14 protein-coding genes and 1 riboswitch are annotated in these 17,389 nt (G+C 36.5%); of the genes, 3 read left to right on the forward strand and 11 right to left on the reverse strand.

Annotated features, from left to right (window positions below; genetic code table 11):
• Positions 1 to 151: 151 nt before the first annotated feature.
• Complete coding sequence (locus tag MHH95_RS13030) at positions 152 to 1,756, forward strand: ABC-F family ATP-binding cassette domain-containing protein (RefSeq protein WP_340727932.1); 1,605 nt, start codon at positions 152 to 154, stop codon at positions 1,754 to 1,756.
• A gap of 282 nt (positions 1,757 to 2,038) precedes the next feature.
• On the opposite strand, the gene MHH95_RS13035 is transcribed toward MHH95_RS13030, so the two are convergent.
• The 3 genes from MHH95_RS13035 to MHH95_RS13045 all read right to left on the reverse strand — a co-directional run bounded on the left by MHH95_RS13035 (position 2,039) and on the right by MHH95_RS13045 (position 5,212).
• Positions 2,039 to 3,748, reverse strand: coding sequence for a hypothetical protein (locus MHH95_RS13035; RefSeq protein ID WP_340727933.1), 1,710 nt, complete (start codon positions 3,746 to 3,748; stop codon positions 2,039 to 2,041).
• 762 nt (positions 3,749 to 4,510) lie between these two features.
• Positions 4,511 to 4,711 carry a cold-shock protein gene (locus tag MHH95_RS13040; RefSeq protein WP_191703368.1) on the reverse strand — a complete coding sequence of 67 codons (201 nt, stop codon included), beginning with the start codon at positions 4,709 to 4,711 and terminating at the stop codon, positions 4,511 to 4,513.
• Positions 4,712 to 4,921: 210 nt separating this feature from the next.
• Positions 4,922 to 5,212, reverse strand: a complete 291-nt coding sequence (locus tag MHH95_RS13045) for a DUF1033 family protein (protein WP_340727934.1) — start codon at positions 5,210 to 5,212, stop codon at positions 4,922 to 4,924.
• 321 nt (positions 5,213 to 5,533) lie between these two features.
• Here MHH95_RS13045 and MHH95_RS13050 point away from each other — a divergent pair, with 321 nt between their 5' ends.
• Positions 5,534 to 6,181, forward strand: coding sequence for a 5-bromo-4-chloroindolyl phosphate hydrolysis family protein (locus tag MHH95_RS13050; RefSeq protein ID WP_340727935.1), 648 nt, complete (start codon positions 5,534 to 5,536; stop codon positions 6,179 to 6,181).
• A 3-nt stretch (positions 6,182 to 6,184) separates the two neighbouring features.
• Complete coding sequence (locus MHH95_RS13055) at positions 6,185 to 7,297, forward strand: toxic anion resistance protein (protein ID WP_340727936.1); 1,113 nt, start codon at positions 6,185 to 6,187, stop codon at positions 7,295 to 7,297.
• A gap of 48 nt (positions 7,298 to 7,345) precedes the next feature.
• Here MHH95_RS13055 and MHH95_RS13060 read toward each other — a convergent pair whose 3' ends face one another.
• The 8 genes from MHH95_RS13060 to MHH95_RS13095 form a co-directional block, all read right to left on the reverse strand.
• Entirely contained in the window at positions 7,346 to 7,543 is a 198-nt protein-coding gene (locus MHH95_RS13060; protein ID WP_191698974.1) for a DUF6501 family protein, read from the reverse strand.
• 347 nt (positions 7,544 to 7,890) lie between these two features.
• Complete coding sequence (locus MHH95_RS13065; RefSeq protein WP_340727937.1) at positions 7,891 to 8,625, reverse strand: amino acid ABC transporter ATP-binding protein; 735 nt, start codon at positions 8,623 to 8,625, stop codon at positions 7,891 to 7,893.
• A gap of 3 nt (positions 8,626 to 8,628) precedes the next feature.
• Positions 8,629 to 9,375 carry an amino acid ABC transporter permease gene (locus tag MHH95_RS13070; RefSeq protein ID WP_340727938.1) on the reverse strand — a complete coding sequence of 249 codons (747 nt, stop codon included), beginning with the start codon at positions 9,373 to 9,375 and terminating at the stop codon, positions 8,629 to 8,631.
• A gap of 119 nt (positions 9,376 to 9,494) precedes the next feature.
• A complete protein-coding gene (locus MHH95_RS13075; protein ID WP_340727939.1) occupies positions 9,495 to 10,325 on the reverse strand; it encodes a transporter substrate-binding domain-containing protein in 831 nt (276 codons plus the stop codon).
• A gap of 117 nt (positions 10,326 to 10,442) precedes the next feature.
• A riboswitch (Lysine riboswitch) is annotated at positions 10,443 to 10,628 on the reverse strand.
• Between the two features lie 139 nt (positions 10,629 to 10,767).
• Positions 10,768 to 12,021, reverse strand: coding sequence for a 2-oxoglutarate dehydrogenase complex dihydrolipoyllysine-residue succinyltransferase (odhB, locus tag MHH95_RS13080; protein ID WP_340727940.1), 1,254 nt, complete (start codon positions 12,019 to 12,021; stop codon positions 10,768 to 10,770).
• Positions 12,022 to 12,116: 95 nt separating this feature from the next.
• On the reverse strand, positions 12,117 to 14,924 hold the full coding sequence (locus MHH95_RS13085) for a 2-oxoglutarate dehydrogenase E1 component (RefSeq protein ID WP_340727941.1): 2,808 nt from the start codon (positions 14,922 to 14,924) through the stop codon (positions 12,117 to 12,119).
• Positions 14,925 to 15,238: 314 nt separating this feature from the next.
• A complete protein-coding gene (locus tag MHH95_RS13090; RefSeq protein WP_340727942.1) occupies positions 15,239 to 16,621 on the reverse strand; it encodes a HAMP domain-containing sensor histidine kinase in 1,383 nt (460 codons plus the stop codon).
• 20 nt (positions 16,622 to 16,641) lie between these two features.
• Entirely contained in the window at positions 16,642 to 17,313 is a 672-nt protein-coding gene (locus MHH95_RS13095; protein WP_340727943.1) for a response regulator transcription factor, read from the reverse strand.
• Positions 17,314 to 17,389: the final 76 nt, after the last annotated feature.

Consider the following 17,389-nt stretch of genomic DNA (forward strand, 5'->3'; position numbering starts at 1 on the left):
TTTTTTTCAATCGATGGAATTGTAGATTTTCATAAGCGCCGTTATTTAATTTAGCTTTAAGTCATGCTATAATAGAAACATTGTGTGCAAAAGAGAATTCTCTTTTTTTAGCAATCCAAAATACAACGAAACAATTCAAGGAGGTACCTGCATGATTCAAGTATCAGGTGTAGGTCTACGTTACGGTGACCGTAAATTATTTGACGATGTAAATATTAAATTCAACCCAGGTAACTGTTATGGCCTAATCGGTGCAAACGGTGCTGGTAAATCAACTTTTTTAAAAATTTTATCTGGTGATATTGAGGCACAAGAAGGCCACGTATCAATGGCTAAAGATGCACGTCTTTCAGTATTAAAGCAAAACCACTTCGAGTATGATGAATTCAACGTATTAGATACGGTTGTTATGGGTAATAAACGTCTTTGGGAAGTAAAAGCCGAAAAAGACGCAATCTATATGAAACCTGAAATGACAGACGAAGACGGTATGCGTGCAGCTGAACTTGAAGGCGAATTCGCTGACATGAACGGTTGGGAAGCAGAATCTGATGCTGCCACTCTTTTAAACGGTCTAGGTATCGGCGACGACCTGCACTATATGTTGATGGCTGACTTAGAAGGTTCTGACAAAGTAAAGGTTTTACTTGCACAGGCACTATTCGGTAAACCGGATGTTTTACTTCTGGATGAGCCGACGAACCACTTGGACTTAAAAGCGATTAAATGGTTGGAAGAGTTTTTAATTAACTTCGAAAACACTGTAATCGTTGTATCCCATGACCGTCACTTCCTAAATAAAGTATGTACACATATTGCTGACTTAGACTTTGGTAAAATTCAGCTTTATGTTGGGAACTACGATTTCTGGTATGAGTCAAGTCAATTAGCGCAAAAAATGATGGCTGACCAAAACAAGAAAAAAGAAGAAAAAATTAAAGAATTAAAAGAATTCGTTGCACGTTTCTCTGCAAACGCATCAAAATCTTCTCAAGCAACGTCTCGTAAAAAAATGCTTGATAAAATTGAGCTGGATGATATCCGTCCTTCAAGCCGTAAGTACCCGTTCATCAACTTCCAAGCTGGTCGTGAAATCGGGAATGACGTATTAACAGTTGATGGCTTAACTGCTTCACAAGATGGCGAAATATTATTCAAAGACATTCGCTTCTCAATGAACAAAGAAGATAAAATTATCCTTTTAGGTTCACCAAATGCAAAATCTGCATTTATGGATATTTTAATGGATCGTAAACAAGCAGATGCCGGTACGTATAAATGGGGTGTCACAACATCTCAAAGCTACTTCGAAATGGATCATGACCAATATTTCGGAGGCAATGAAAAGTCATTAGTTGAATGGTTACGCCCTTATTCTCCGGAAGATGAAACTGAATCGTTCTTACGTGGTTTCTTAGGCCGTATGCTATTCTCTGGTGAAGAAGTGAAGAAATCCCCTGCTGTACTTTCAGGTGGGGAGAAAGTTCGCTGTATGCTTTCAAAAATGATGCTTTCAAATTCGAACGTATTATTATTGGATGAACCAACGAACCACTTAGACTTAGAATCAATTCAAGCACTGAATGAAGGTTTAATCCGCTTTAAAGGCGCGATGATCTTTACATCACATGACCACCAGTTCATTCAAACAATTGCTAATCGCGTAATTGAAATCCGTGAAGACGGTTCAATTTTAGATAAGCCATTAACATACGATGAATATTTAGAGTGGAAAGATGCTCAAGGTTTATCTTAAGATAGACAATAAAAAAGAAGAGCCTGGGACAAAACGAAAAACATCTATTTTTTCTTTGAAAAAATAGATGTTTTTCTGTTTCTGCCAAAATTGATTTCCGTTACGGGGACGCTTTCCGGGGGCACGGCCTGAGCCTGTAGTCTCAGGCGTCGTGCTGTTCCCCCAGGAGTCGCCCCTTCACTTCAATCAATTCATATAATATATTATTTCTTAATAAGGGTATCTCCCTTTCACAAAGAAATTTCTACTTATGTCTCAGTCTCTTCTTGCATTTTTAGCCAGTTACTCACTAATTGAGCGTGCATAAATATCGAAAATTTCAAGTAACTGCTTCTTCTTATTTTCATCCGCTTTAAGCTGGTCAAGTTTGTCTTTGTATTCTGTCATTGAATACCGGGAAAGTACCGGTAAGTCATACGTTTTTACAAGTAAATCAAAAAGTGTTTGCTGTTCTTCTGTTAACCAACTATGAAGTGCGTAAATATTTACGAAAATATACTGCCCCTCATCGTTTAAACCAATAGGAGGCGCATATTCCGATAAAGAAAACGATAATTCAGGCTGTGGTTCAAGTGGTTCGACAACCTCAGTTAGCTGCATATCCCACATTTTTTGAAATTGGTCTTCCCATAATAAATCTGCCGCTGTTCTGTAACGCGCTTCAATCCAGCCCTTATTATAACGACCATCATGATCAATACCAATATTTTGATCTTTCATTAATTGTAAAAGCAGTTCATATTCTTCCTTCACTAATAAATAATCATTTATATAGTCAGACAAAGGAATTTCAAATGTCTGTAATAAATCATCTATATACTTTTTAAAAGAAGAATTTTGTAATTGTTCGTTTAAAGATTTTACAAGTTTTGCACGCGTACTTGAACGGATTGTTTCATCTAATTCAATTCCAAAATCCTGTTTCAAATAATTAAATAAAGCGTACATCGCAACAATTTCTTCATTTGCAATTCGATAAGCATAGAATTTTTTGGGAATTTCTTCTTCACGGTAATAATATTCATGCTCATACAGCTGTAATGTAATATCTTTATGTTTTCGTAATTGATTAACGTCAAACATAGGAATTTCATTAAACTCATAATTTGTCACTTCACCAATATCCCAATCAATTGTCCGGTCCGCGATTTCAAATATTTCCATCAACTCGTTCGCAATTGCTTTATTTTCAGAATCTGGTGCTGCTTCTTGCTGTAATGCATCTTTGTATAAATTAAAATTATACCGCCCCAATTCATGTAAATTATATTGTTTTTTTATCACGTAAAGAAAATCCCGCTGTTCCCTTGTTAGATCAGACTCACTAAATTCTTTTGAAGCAAAAATCGTTTCACCAGCTAGATTTTTAGTGAAATTAAAAAAATTACTGTCGATTGCGAACGGCAAATCGAATTTCGGATGATCAGGCTCTATATGGATAAGCTTGCTTTCCGCCAAATATTCCAAGTAATCAAAGGAAATCCCCATTTTTTTCTGATAGAGCGATTGCTGATCACTACTTGGGTAACTAAAGAAGCCTGTTTCATCTTGAACGAGACCCTTATTACTGGAAAACATGTCTTCTTTTAAAAGATCATGTTCTGTATTAATTAATAAGTATTGCTCGATATAGTCCTGATTGCTTATATTAAGCACTTGGAACATGGTTTCGAGATAAGGTTTTAATAAAGGGTCCTGCAAATCCTTAGTAAGTTGCTCTTCTAAAAGTTCTCGTTGTAATTGACGCTTTTCATCACTTAAGGTGATATTTTGTTGCTGCAAATAATCGATCAGCGCATATTTATTTATTGCATCATTTAACCCATAAAATGTTACAGCTTCTTTCGATTGCATTCGATGATCTCGGTAAAATAGCTCATACTGGTGAATTTTTAAGTAGATCTCGCTTATCGGTCTAAAATTATCCCCACTGTCCGCAAGGGTGTTCTTTTGCTCGTTTGTTTCTTTACTTTGTTTTTGCCAATAAGACATCCCGAACACACCGGCAATGATAAATATAACAATCGCTATTCCCTTTATGAATGAGGTATTTTTTATATTGGCTTCATTAAATTTTCGTATTGATAACTCATCCCTTCATTTTCGTTTTTCAATTATAAATTCATCACCATAACAGGAGGAAGATAATAGGCTACGGCAAGACAGTGATAAAACTACGTAATACGTGTTTTTATCACTACAATTATCGCCGTTTTCGATGCACATTGCCCTCGTTTAAAATATTGAACAAAAGTGCTGAAGCGTCCGACCAACGCCTTAGCAGATAGAAAGCGCCTTATATTTACTGAAAAAACTAATTCACCATCAAAGCACTAGTTTTCGATAAAGGAATATTTTACCTTTATTTTAATGATGTTGTTCATTTTGGAATAAATAAGGGAACGTTTTACCGCTATTTTAAATAAAAGCTCAAAATTTCATGTTTTTTAGGTCAATAACGGAAATTCCTTCCCTTATTTTCACTATTTTTTATGGTATTTTCGAAATAACGGAAATTCCTTCCTCTACTTACCTCAATAAGCAATTCATTCTCCCTGAAGCCGTCTAATACACTTGCTTCAACACGTTTTCCCTTATCGCAGCAGTACGGACTTAATTAGAAAATATTAATTTTTCAATTTTGTTACCCTAACTTATAACGATAAACCAAATTATAACATTATATGTAAAAATATGCTAAACACATAAAAAAAAGCTGCGTATCAATTGATACGCAGCTTAGGATTTTCAAGATTATAGTTTTGTAACGTTCTCTGCTTGCGGTCCGCGGTTGCCATCTACAACGTCGAATTCCACTTGTTGACCTTCGTCTAATGTTTTGAAACCGTCACCTTGAATAGCAGAGAAATGCACGAATACATCATTTTCCCCTTCTACTTCAATAAAGCCAAAACCTTTTTCTGAATTAAACCATTTTACTGTACCTTGTTTCATATTGTATACCTCCGAAAATAAAAGTTAACAATTTAAATGTCCCAAAAAATAAAAAAACACACATTACAAGAGCACCGATCAACTAACTCGATTACTGTTTGTAATATGTGAATCCATTGTATTCGGTCAAACATTTCAATTGTTAAATACAGTATATATTCGGCGTTATTTCCTGTCAATTAGAATTATTTAAATTATAAAAATTTTGATTTAAGTAGAAATTACCTCAGGAGTTAATATTATAATACCGTGATAAATTTGATTATCTTCATCACATGCTTCACAGAACTCACATTCTTCTTCAGACCAAAATGCATAAAAACGGTCATTTTTGTATGCTTCAAACTCATATTTTTCGCGGAATTGTGCAAGTAACTGATTAAATGCTATTAGGAATTGTTGTTCTGTCTCAAATTTTTCAACAGATACAATATGTTCTTCCCACCCGTCAAATTGCCACCAAGGCTCATAATCTGCTTTCATATATATAATTTGATACATAAACATTTTCCTTTCTTTATAAGACCATTCTATACAGAGAACATGAATATGTCTAATAATCGATATTTTCATATGATACTGCAATTGATACGACAAGTAATAGTATAAATTTATTAAAATGGGATGATTGAATTTTTAAAGAACCTCACACAATATTCCTTAGCAGCTTTTATCGTTTTCAAACATTTTACTTTGTTATTTGAACAAAAACTTGATACGATTAGAAAAAGACTTTCATTTTTTTATTTGTGAAAGAATTAAAGTCTGAAACTTTTTATCGTTTCAAACGTATCAATAGTATCGAGTAAAGGAGGTACGAAAATGCTTGGTCCTATAAATTTTCTTACAAGACACTTAATAAACTTTTTAGTCTTCTCAACTGCTCTAACGCTTACTTTTGTAAATTTATCGGGTATAGCGACGATGCTTGCACTACCTCTTGGAGTAGGTGCCTATCTCATTAGCAATAAGGTGACATTGGGCATTCAGAAAACTACTCAAAGTAAAAAGCTGGGGCTGTCAAAATCCGAATACAATTTAATTGAAGCACAAATTAAACAGGCCCGTGCACATATTCAGGCATTGAATCAGCAGTATATCCGTGTACGTTCTGTACGCTCATTTAAACAAATAAATGAAATGTCTAAATTATCAAAACGCATAATCAATATTGTTCAGACAAATCCCCAAAAGTTTTATGCAGTAGAAGATTTCTTCTATGCACACTTACCTTCAGCTGTTGAGCTGTCGGATAAATATACATTATTAACAAAGGAGCAGGTTCCTGGTACGGATGTACATTTAGCTCTGGAAGATACGCGAAAAACATTAAAGGAGCTTCAAATAACGATGGAATCCGATTTGAAGAGTGCTCTATCTTCAGATATCGAAAACTTAAAAATCGAACTTGACTTTGCTAAAATGTCGAATGAAAAACGTAAAGATCGATTAAAAATCGGCGGTGAGTAACAAATGAATATGACGAATAATCCATTTGATGCCTTTACAACAAGTGAGAATACAGACTTACAAGTAAGTAAAGAACAATTTGCGGTGAACGTTGCGAACAATGCAGCCTCACCGCTTTTCGCATCATTATCAAATCAAATGAAACAAAGGGTATTACAACTAGCGCAAAATTTGGAACCAAAACAATATGAAGATGTTCTTGCATTTGGTCTGCCCGCACAGGAAGCATTAAAGAAATTTACTTCCCAAATGTTACAATACATCCAGCGAAAAGATGTCCGAAAAGTGGGTGAAGTATTATCGGATTTAATGCAGCATTTAGAAATGATAGATCCGGATGCTTTGATCGAGCAGGAAAAAGGTTTTTTTGCAAAGTTATTTAACCGTTCCAAGCAGTCTATTCAGGAAATTATGACTCATTATAATAAATTAAGTAAAAGAATAGACCGATTAAGTATTCAATTAGAATATAATCAAAGTGCCCTACTGAATGATTACCAGTTTTTAAATAAATTATATGCAATGAATGAGGAATACTTTCAAGAAATCAATATTTATATTGCGACTCTTGAAGTAAAAAAACAGCATATGAGGGATGTTGTATTGCCTGCCCTTCAACAAGAGGTAGTAGAAGGTCAAAACCCTTTTAAACAACACGAATTGAAAGATTTGGAAATGCAAATTGAATGGATTGACCGCCGTATGTATGATTTAGAGCTTTCGCGGGAAGTTTCCATCCAATATGCTCCACAAATCCGTATGATCCAACAAACAAATCAACTGTTAATCGAAAAGATTCAAAGCTCTATTATGACGACTATTCCTCTATGGCAGTCCCAAATAGCCATGTTATTGAATATGAACAACCAGCGTCGCGCTATGCAATCACAGGAACGTCTGATGAATGCATCAGAGCAATTAATGCGCAAAAACGGTAAGATGCTCGAAGCTTCCAGTAAGGCAGCAAAACGTCCTGCACTATCACATAACGATGTTGACCGCTTTAAACAAACTCAGCTTCAACTATTGCATGATATCGAAGACACGTTGCGTATGCACGTGAAAACAGATGAAAAGCGCCATGAGATCGAACATATTATTTTAGAGCAAAAATAAAAAACGGGTACGTAAAAGACATCATAGCCTTTTACGTACCCATTATTTTTAAGCAAAATACTCTTTGTAGAATCCGCCAACTTCACCTGTGTTATCAATAACAAAGATGAATTCTTCCGTCTCATTCTTCACTTCATATTCCTTGCCTACTGTTAATACATTTGATACTAAATACTTTGATGCATCCGTATGTACACATTTTACTGTACGAATCGTAGGTGCATCTTTCCATTTTAAATGTAGCATGCTGTTCCCTCACTTTTAACAAATATCTATACTCTTCTATTTTATATGATTTTACCGCTATAGGAAAGCCTCGATCGTATAAAAAACGGTAAGCGCCAATAATTGATAGAAACAATAGTACATGTTAAACTCACATTCAGAGGTGGAATTTATGGCATTTGGTAGTGTTCCAATGTGGTTTTTTGCAATAGCAATTGCATTTGCCGTTGTCTTTATACTTATTAGTGAATGGAATTCAAGAAAGTAAAGCTAGGCAAAAGAAAAACAAGGGTGTGTTCCGGATTAAGTTATCCGGAAACCTCCTTGTTTTTTGCTAATAAGCTATTTTTATAGATGAATAACTATTTTTAACGCAACGTACGCTTTAAAAATTCCTTCGTCCGTTCATGACTTGGATTTACAAGTATTGCTTCCGGTGACCCTTCTTCTACAATGACCCCTTTATCCATAAAGACGATGCGGTCTGATACTTCTTTTGCAAATTCCATTTCATGCGTTACAATCAGCATTGTATTTCCTTGATCAGCGAGATGACGCATTACTTTCAATACTTCCCCTACCATCTCCGGATCGAGTGCAGAAGTCGGTTCATCAAATAACATTACATCCGGATCCATCGCTAAAGCACGTGCTATAGCAACACGTTGTTTTTGGCCACCAGATAAATGCTTTGGCTTTGCGTTCTTATAGGCACTCATACCAACAAGCTCCAGGTACTTCATCGCATTTTGCTGGGCCTCTTCTTTTGAACGCTTCAACACCTTTATTTGCCCAACTACACAGTTATTAAGTACGTCTAAGTTATTGAATAAATTAAACTGCTGAAAGACCATTCCTAAATGTGTGCGGTACTTTTCAATATGATGGCCATCATTTAATATATTTTCTCCGTTATATATGATTTCTCCGGCTGTAGGCGTTTCGAGCAAGTTAATGCATCGTAACAATGTCGATTTCCCAGAACCAGAAGATCCGATTAATGTGACAACTTCCCCTTTATTCACCTGGAAGTTAACATCTTTTAATACTTCATGGTCACCGAATTTTTTATTTAAATGGTTAATGTCAATTACAACTGTCATATTTTATTTACCATCCTTTTCTAGCTTATTGCCTGTAATGAGCTCCACTTTATAGGAAGCAGGTCCATCCATCTTCTTCTCAAACAGTAATAAGAACCTTGTTACGGTAAATGTCATAATGAAGTACAATACCGTTGCAATAAAGAATGCTTCGATATATTTATAGTTGCTTCCGGCTATTGAGTTCGCAGTGAAAAATAGTTCCACGACGGAAATAACACTTAATACGGAAGAATCTTTTATATTCATAACGAACTGGTTGCCTGTAGCAGGTAATATATTGCGCGCTACTTGTGGAATGACAATATGTAACATCGTTTGAAGATGATTCATGCCAATCGCCTGAGCTGCCTCAAATTGCCCTTTATCGATTGATACAATACCACCTCGTACATATTCAGCCATATATGCCCCTGTGTTTAAAGTTATAACAACAGAAGCTGCTAAAAAACGGTCAATATCAATCCCTAAGTAAACGAGACCATAAAACACAACCATCGCCTGTACCATCATTGGGGTCCCTCTGAAAATCTCAACATATGAAGTTAAAATAAAGTTAAATACTTTCAAAATAATCGTTTTTATATTTCTTTTACGTTGTGGAATCGTATGCATAATACCGATAAAAAATCCGATAAGTGTTCCACAAATTGTTCCGATAATCGCTAATAGAAGTGCAGTCCAAGCTCCACGTACGAATAAATCCCAGTTATTCGTAAACAAGTTCCATGATGATTCCAAAAATGCCATAGTCTTGTCCTCCAATTCTTTCTTATTAATACTCTATATGTATTGGGTAATGATAATAGAAAAAGGTTGTCTCCCGTTTGCCGGCAAGACAACCTTCATAAAAAATAATTGCTGCACATTTACTGTGCTGCTGGTTGATTTGCAATTGCGTCTTCCATTAATTGTTGACGCTCTTCTTCCGAAATTTCAGCCAATACTTTGTTAATTTGTTCACGTAAATCAGATCCCTTTTTCAACCCTACTGCTACAGCTGTTGACGCTTCATCTGCTTCGAAGTTTGGTTCTGGAACGATATACTTTATGTTGTTTAATGCCATCTCAGCAGAAATCCCTTCCGGACGTTCAGAAACGTAGCCATCGATTGCACCTGATTGTAATTGGACACGCATTGCACCAAAGTCAGTTGCTGCAACCTGCTTATTTACACCTTCGATTTGATCGATTACGTCATAGTGTGTCGTCGATTGCTGACCTGTAATTTTTGCACCTGAAAAATCAGCTAATGCTGTTGCATTCGCATATGGACCATCTTCTTTTACTACGATTACATAATCACTTGTATAATAGTTTTCTGTGAAATCTATTGCTTCCATACGATCAGGCATTGGCGACATACCTGCAATTACTAAATCAATTGCTCCAGATTGTAGAGAAGGAATTAAACCATCCCAGTCCGTTTTTACAATTTTCAATTCCATATCCAAGCCTTCAGCAATCTTTTTTGCGATTTCTACATCATAGCCTGCTGCATATTCTTTCGAACCATCAATCGGTACGCCACCGTTTGAATCGCCTTTTTGCGACCAGTTAAACGGTGCATAACCAGCTTCCATACCAACCTTTAATACTTTCTTGTCAGAACCAGTTGATTTTTCATCATCTGTACCACATGCTGCAAGTACAAATATTGTCATCATTGCGGTAATGACCATTAATAATTTCTTTTTCAAGTTAACTCTCCCCTTAATAAATGTATTTCAGGCTTTTAGAAATGAAAAAAAACGACCAAAAAGGATATCCTTAGGTCGTTTACATTCACGATTAGCCCAAATCCTCTACAGTTCCCAATATGAGATAGCACACCTCAATCATCCGGGAAGAAGATTGAGACAGTCCTGCAATTATTTATTACAGACCCAGCGCTGTTAAATCGAGCTATAACAACACTTCGGCGATATTTCCTTCTTTTATACTTCACTGTCAGCTCAATGACTCCATACAAAACTATTAAATACCGCACCTCTACCTCACTAAGCTGTGAGGTTTTGTTATTAAATTAATAGTTTAAGTTTAACATTATTCTAACTTTTCCGTCAACACTCATTTTTCTGAAATTTAAAGGAAAAAAGCTAATTCGCAATATACATTACGAATTAGCTTTCAATGTTTTAATTATGAATTTAATAATAAATCTTCTGGGTTTTCGATCATTTCTTTAACTGTTTTTAAGAAGCCAACAGAATCTTTACCATCGATAATACGGTGGTCGTAAGATAATGCTACATACATCATTGGGCGAATTTGAACTTCACCGTTAACAGCTACTGGACGGTTAACGATAGAGTGCATACCTAAAATACCAGCTTGAGTACCATTCATGATTGGTGTAGACATTAATGAACCGAATACACCACCGTTAGTGATAGTGAATGATCCACCAGCCATGTCGTTTAAGCCTAATTTTTTGTCGCGTGCTTTACCAGCTAATTCAGCGATGTTTTTCTCGATTTCAGCAAAGTTCTTAGCGTTAGCATCACGAACTACTGGTACTACTAAACCTTCTTCAGTTGATACAGCGATACCGATATCGAAGAAGTTGTTTAAGTGAATTTCGTCACCGTTAATTTGAGCATTAACGTATGGATATTTTTTAAGTGCTGCAACTACTGCTTTTGTGAAGAATGACATGAAACCTAATTTAATGTCGTTTGCTTTCACGAATTGTTCTTGTTTACGTTTACGTAATGCCATGATGTTAGTCATGTCGATTTCGTTGAACGTAGTTAACATTGCAGTTGATTGTTTAACTTCTAATAAACGTTTTGCAATTGTTTGACGACGACGGCTCATTTTTTCAACAGTTACACGATCAGTGTCCCCTGCTGGAGTGAAGATCATTGGACCATTACCAGCTGGAGCTGCTGTTGCTTGTGCAGGTGCTGCAGGCGCTGTGCCATGAGCTGCTACATCTTGAACACGTACACGACCTTGAGGATCTACTGGAGAGATCGCTGCTAAGTCAATGCCTTTTTCACGAGCTAATTTACGAGCTGCTGGTGAAGCAATTACTCGCTCACCTGAAGTTTCTTCAACTGATACTGGAGCTGCTGCTGCTTTAGGAGCTTCTTCTTTTGCAGGTGCAGCAGGAGCTGGTGCTTCCTCTTTTGCTGCAGGTGCTGGAGCTGCGCCTTCGCCAGCTTCAACTACTGCGATTACTTGTCCTACTAATACAGTATCGCCTTCTTCAGCTAAAATTTGAGTTAATACGCCTGCTTCTTCAGAGATGATTTCAGCGTTTACTTTATCTGTTTCTAATTCTACGATGAATTCGCCTTTTTCTACGCGATCTCCAACTTTTTTAACCCACTGGGCAATTGTGCCTTCAGTAATTGATTCTGCTAATTCAGGGACTTTAATTTCAGCCACGTTCATATCCTCCTTTTATTACGCTATACAGTTATTGTATAGCAAGCTACCCCTACCTTGTATAGAAGTAGCTCGGTATCAATCAATCGATTATATTATTTTTCAAGTGCTTCGTTAACTAATTTCGCTTGAGCTGCTTTATGTGAATCGCCATCACCTTCAGAAGTTGAGCTCATTGCAGGACGACCTACATAGCGAACTTTTTTGCCTTCAGCAATTTCATATAAAGTTTCAAGAACATAAGTCCATGTACCTTGGTTTTTTGGTTCTTCCTGTACCCAAACAATTTCTTTCACATTTGGGAAACGAGCGATAATATCTTTCACTTGTTGTGCTGGGAATGGGTAAACTTGTTCAACACGAACGATGTGTAAGTGGTCAAAACCTTCACCATCTTTTACACGCTCTGCTAAATCAATCATTACTTTACCTGTACCAAGTACTACTTTTTCTACAGCTTCAGCATTTTTACCTAAACCTGGCTGTTCAATTACTTCCTGGAAACGACCAGTTGCAAGTTGTTCAGCAGTCGCTGCAGCTAATGGGTGACGTAATAATGATTTTGGAGAAACCACTACTAATGGACGTACACCTTCAGTACCTAATAATGCAGCTTGACGACGTAATAAGTGGTAGTAGTTACCTGCGTTAGAGCAGTTTGCTACGAACCAGTTATTTTCAGCTGATAATTGTAGGAAACGTTCCATACGGCTAGATGAGTGCTCTGGACCTTGACCTTCATAACCATGTGGTAATAAAAGTACGAAACCAGATTTTTGACCCCATTTAGAACGAGCACTTGAGATGAAGTTATCAAACATTACTTGTGCCATGTTTGCAAAGTCACCGAATTGTGCTTCCCATACAGATAGTACGTTTTCGTTTTCTAAATTATAACCATATTCAAACCCTACAACACCCGCTTCTGTAAGTGGTGAGTTGTAAACTGTGAATGAAGCATTTGCACCTTCAACATGGTGTAATGGTGTAAATTCAGCACCGTTGTTTTTGTCATGTAATACTAAGTGACGTTGAGAGAAAGTACCACGTTGTGCATCTTGACCAGTAAAACGAACCGGTGTGCCGTCTTGTGTAATTGTTGCATATGCTAATGTCTCAGCATGACCCCAGTCAATTTTACCTTCAGTAAATGCATCACGACGTTTTGCTAAAATTTTACCTAATTTGTTTTGTGGTTCGAAACCGTCACCAAATACAAGTAGGTCTTCATTCACTTTAGCTAAACGCTCTGCATCGACTTTCGTGTCAATTTCAGGGAATTCAACTTTTAACTCTTCAGGCATTTCAATAGATGTATGTTCGTCTTTTTCTGCCATTGCCTTAACATGGTCATAAGCAGCTTGCATTTCTGCATAAATGCTTGTATCCAATGCCTTAACTTCATCTGCAGATAAAATACCTGCTTCAGCTAGCTGTGCACCATATAATGCTCGGATTGGCTCATGTTTTGCTACTAATTTATATGTTTCAGGGTTTGTTACTGTCGGATCATCTGTTTCATTATGACCGTAGCGACGGTAACCAATCAAGTCGATTACGATATCTTTTTTAAACTTAGCACGGTATGCCGCTACAAAACGACCTACAGCTGCTACTGTTTCAGGGCTATCTGCATTCACATGGATTACAGGAATATCATAGCCTTTTGCTGGATCTGATGAGTAGTTTGATGAACGAGAATCATGTAATTCAGTTGTGAAACCGATCATGTTGTTCGCGATAATCTGTACAGTACCACCAGTTTTAAAGCCAGCTGTTTGAGAGAAGTTAAAGCCTTCAGTTACAATCCCTTGACCTGCAAATGCTGCATCACCGTGAAGAATAATACCCATTGCAGAAGATGGATCATGCTTAGCAACGCCCGGTTTAGAAGTATCATCTTGTGCAGCGCGCACAGAACCGATTACAAGCGGGTTTCCTACTTCTAAATGAGAAGGGTTGTATGCTAATTTCACATTCAAGCCAGAATCATGTGTGTAAGATGCACCCATGTGATACTTAACGTCACCAGTCCAGCCTTTAGTAATTTGTAAGCGGCCATCTTCCGGTAAGAAAAGTTCATTTGAAACGTGTGCGAAATCTGAGAACATCATATCGTATGGTTTTTTCAGAACGTGAGTCAGTACGTTTAAACGACCACGGTGAGCCATACCGATGCGTACATTTTTAACACCATTTGATTCAGAAGCCTTAATGATTTCATCTAATAAAATGATTTGTGTGTCTAAACCTTCTCCAGAGAAGCGTTTTTGACCAACGAATGTTTTATGGATGAATTTTTCAAAGTTTTCAATACGTGTTAAACGTTCCAACACGGCTTTCTTTTCTTCTGGAGTTAAAGAGGCTTTAAATGCTCCTCCTTCAATTTGTGCTTCGATCCAAGCACGCTCTTCCGCGTTTTGTAAATGTGCAACTTCTACCCCTACTTTATCTGTATAAACAGACTTCAAGTAATCAATTGCTTCTTTACCGTTAGTAACGCCTGCAGGGACATTTGCAAAAAATACTGATGCAGGAATGGCCTGAAGATCTGCTGCCGTTAAATTGAATACGCTTTCTTCAATGCGTGAAGTGTCTAATTGACGATTTTTTAATGGGTACAAATCTGCTGCTAAATGACCATATTCACGAATAGATTCTGCCAATTTAACTGCTGCTAATACTTTTTTGTAGTCTCCAGTACCTGCTACAGCTGCTGTTGCAACTGGTTGTTGACCATCTGCAAATACAGGACCACCGTAAGCTTGGAATAACTGTACTAATTCCGGTTCAACTTCTTCAGGAGATTGCAGGAATAAGTCGTATTGCTCTAATACATAACCTAAGTTAGGACCAGAGAATGCTGACCATGGAGAACCTGCAGGTAATACATTGTTCGACATGAAAATAACCTCCAAATTTTGCCTTATGGCTGTTCCAATAATTTACTTAGAAAGAAATAATTTTATATACCACAATATAAAAATTATTATCCTTCTGCTGTTGATAATAAAGTATTACTTTTTTATCTACCAAAATAAATCAAATAATATTTTACCACTCTTCCACATAGACTAAAAGCACATTATAAAAGGGGGAAGAACGTTTTTTCCATCTCAATCTTACTACTCTTCACAAAAAATACAACTCTTTTTATAAAAATTAGCATATTTTTTCTTGAACTATTGAAATAATAAATAGATTGACTAAAATTATTCTATTTTTTGTGGAATTTCAGGGAAAAAATAGTGCCTTTTTGTAAAGTACTATCCACTTTCATCAAGATTCGGTATTTATCGACAAGCATTTTTGTGATACTTAAGCCGAGTCCCGTACCAGCCACATGATTAGTACGTGATTCATCAACCCGATAAAAACGATCAAAAATATACGGTAAATGCTCCTTTGAAATGCCGAGCCCATTATCTTCTATTGTTACTAATATTGTTGAGTCCGTATCGTTATAAAGAATGTTTATTTGAAGATTTGGCACATTGCTATTATATCGTATACTATTACTCATAATATTTCTAAAGATTTGCGCTAGCGCATGTTCGGTTACTGCAGCCTCTGCCCTCTGTCCTACAACAGATAAATTAAATTGTGTCTCGGGGTATAACTGTAGCAATTCTTCTTTCACCTGTTCATAAACTTCTTCTATATTAGCTGCCGCAGATACGTCAGCTTCCTCCCGGCGAGCCAGTTGCAATAATTCCTCAATCATCTTTTTCATCCGCGTAATTTCCGATAAGGATGTAGTTAATGACTCCATCAAAATCTCCGGGTCATTTTTTCCCCAGCGTTTAATTAATGATAAATGACCTTCGATAACCTGGATCGGTGTCCGCAGTTCATGGGAGGCATCAGCAACGAATTGTTGTTGCTTTGTAAACGAAATTTCAAGCTCATTCATTAACGCACGATACATCTGAAGTAATTCCCCTAATTCATCATGTGCTGAGTAATCGAATTGTGGCTGTGCTTTAAACCCATTATTTCTCACTAAATGCATTGCATCCCTCAATTGGACAATTGGTCTAACTAATACATTTGCTAAATAATAGCTGATTGAAACAGAGAAGAGTATTGCACCAAATCCGACAATGAGTATGGTAGTCAGTATATAATTCATCATCGAATGGAATGTCGTCAACGGATGAATGAGCTGCATAATTCCTTGAAATTGTCCAATTCGTACCGCTCTGTGGATGACATAACCTTCTGTACCATCAATTGATTGTTTCTCTATAATAGTTGAAAAATAATTCATTTCTCCGGCAGGAAAATCCGCAGCAGATGTTACATCATTTATCCGCATAATTTCAATACCATCCAAATTAAAAATACGAACGGTTTGCTCCTGGGTCAAAATTGCTTTCATTAAAGCTGAATTATTTTGCAGTTTCTGTATTGTAACAGTGTTCTCCTGTGCTTCAAAAAAAGTGGACATATCATCTATTGTACGTAGTGCATTTTTTTCTTCATTATTAATAAGCCAAGTTTGTAATGCTACATACAGTACAATTGAAATGAGAGCATAACTTATAAAAATTGTTACACCTACAGCAAGCATCCACTTTGATTTTAAGGATAAATGCATTTGTTTTATATATCCTTTTTTCATCCGCGCATCACATATCCTACCCCACGAACTGTTTCGATATACGGGTCATTGTTTGTTTGAAGTTTCGTTCGTAGATGCCGTATATATACATCGACCACATTCGTTTCTACTTCAGTATCAAACCCCCAAACAGTTTCTAGAATAAGCTCACGAGTACATACATGATTTTTATTTTCCACAAGCAACTTTAATAAATCAAATTCCTTCCGGGTAAGCTCAATTTTATTATTTTCAAACAGCACTTCATAAGCATCGACATCTATTTCTAAATCACGTACGACCAATTGTTTGGAAGTATGAGTATGCTTTACCCTTCTTAATATAGAACGAATCCTTGCGAGCAACTCCTCAATAGCAAATGGTTTCACAATATAATCATCCGCCCCTGCATCCAGTCCCGCCACACGGTCCATCACTTCATCACGTGCAGTAATTAAAAGAATCGGTACATCATTTGTCTTTCTGATTCTGCGGCATACTTCGATCCCATTTAACTGAGGCAACATCACGTCTAATAAAATACAATTAAACTTTTCACTTTGCGCTAATTCAAGACCAGTTCTCCCATCATAAGCGACCATTGTTTCAAAGTGTTCGTGTTGAAGTTCCAACTCTAAAAAACGAGCGATACTCTTTTCGTCTTCAATGATTAATATTTTTTGACTCATGCCTTTCCCTCTCTCAATCAAATAATATGTATTCTTACCATCTAGTTTACCATTTGTATTTTAAATAAAAAAAGAT

The organism is Solibacillus sp. FSL K6-4121 (genome assembly GCF_038002585.1).
GTDB classification, from domain to species: domain Bacteria; phylum Bacillota; class Bacilli; order Bacillales_A; family Planococcaceae; genus Solibacillus; species Solibacillus faecavium.

Excerpts from the sequence above, each read along its gene's own strand:
- MHH95_RS13055 (WP_340727936.1), top strand. The coding sequence starts at position 6,185 with ATGAATATGACGAATAATCCATTTGATGCCTTTACAACAAGTGAGAAT.
- MHH95_RS13070 (WP_340727938.1), bottom strand. The coding sequence starts at position 9,375 with ATGGCATTTTTGGAATCATCATGGAACTTGTTTACGAATAACTGGGAT.
- MHH95_RS13030 (WP_340727932.1), top strand. The coding sequence starts at position 152 with ATGATTCAAGTATCAGGTGTAGGTCTACGTTACGGTGACCGTAAATTA.
- MHH95_RS13085 (WP_340727941.1), bottom strand. The coding sequence starts at position 14,924 with ATGTCGAACAATGTATTACCTGCAGGTTCTCCATGGTCAGCATTCTCT.
- MHH95_RS13035 (WP_340727933.1), bottom strand. The coding sequence starts at position 3,748 with ATGTCTTATTGGCAAAAACAAAGTAAAGAAACAAACGAGCAAAAGAAC.
- MHH95_RS13045 (WP_340727934.1), bottom strand. The coding sequence starts at position 5,212 with ATGTATCAAATTATATATATGAAAGCAGATTATGAGCCTTGGTGGCAA.
- MHH95_RS13090 (WP_340727942.1), bottom strand. The coding sequence starts at position 16,621 with ATGCATTTATCCTTAAAATCAAAGTGGATGCTTGCTGTAGGTGTAACA.
- MHH95_RS13095 (WP_340727943.1), bottom strand. The coding sequence starts at position 17,313 with ATGAGTCAAAAAATATTAATCATTGAAGACGAAAAGAGTATCGCTCGT.
- MHH95_RS13040 (WP_191703368.1), bottom strand. The coding sequence starts at position 4,711 with ATGAAACAAGGTACAGTAAAATGGTTTAATTCAGAAAAAGGTTTTGGC.
- MHH95_RS13050 (WP_340727935.1), top strand. The coding sequence starts at position 5,534 with ATGCTTGGTCCTATAAATTTTCTTACAAGACACTTAATAAACTTTTTA.
- MHH95_RS13065 (WP_340727937.1), bottom strand. The coding sequence starts at position 8,625 with ATGACAGTTGTAATTGACATTAACCATTTAAATAAAAAATTCGGTGAC.
- MHH95_RS13060 (WP_191698974.1), bottom strand. The coding sequence starts at position 7,543 with ATGCTACATTTAAAATGGAAAGATGCACCTACGATTCGTACAGTAAAA.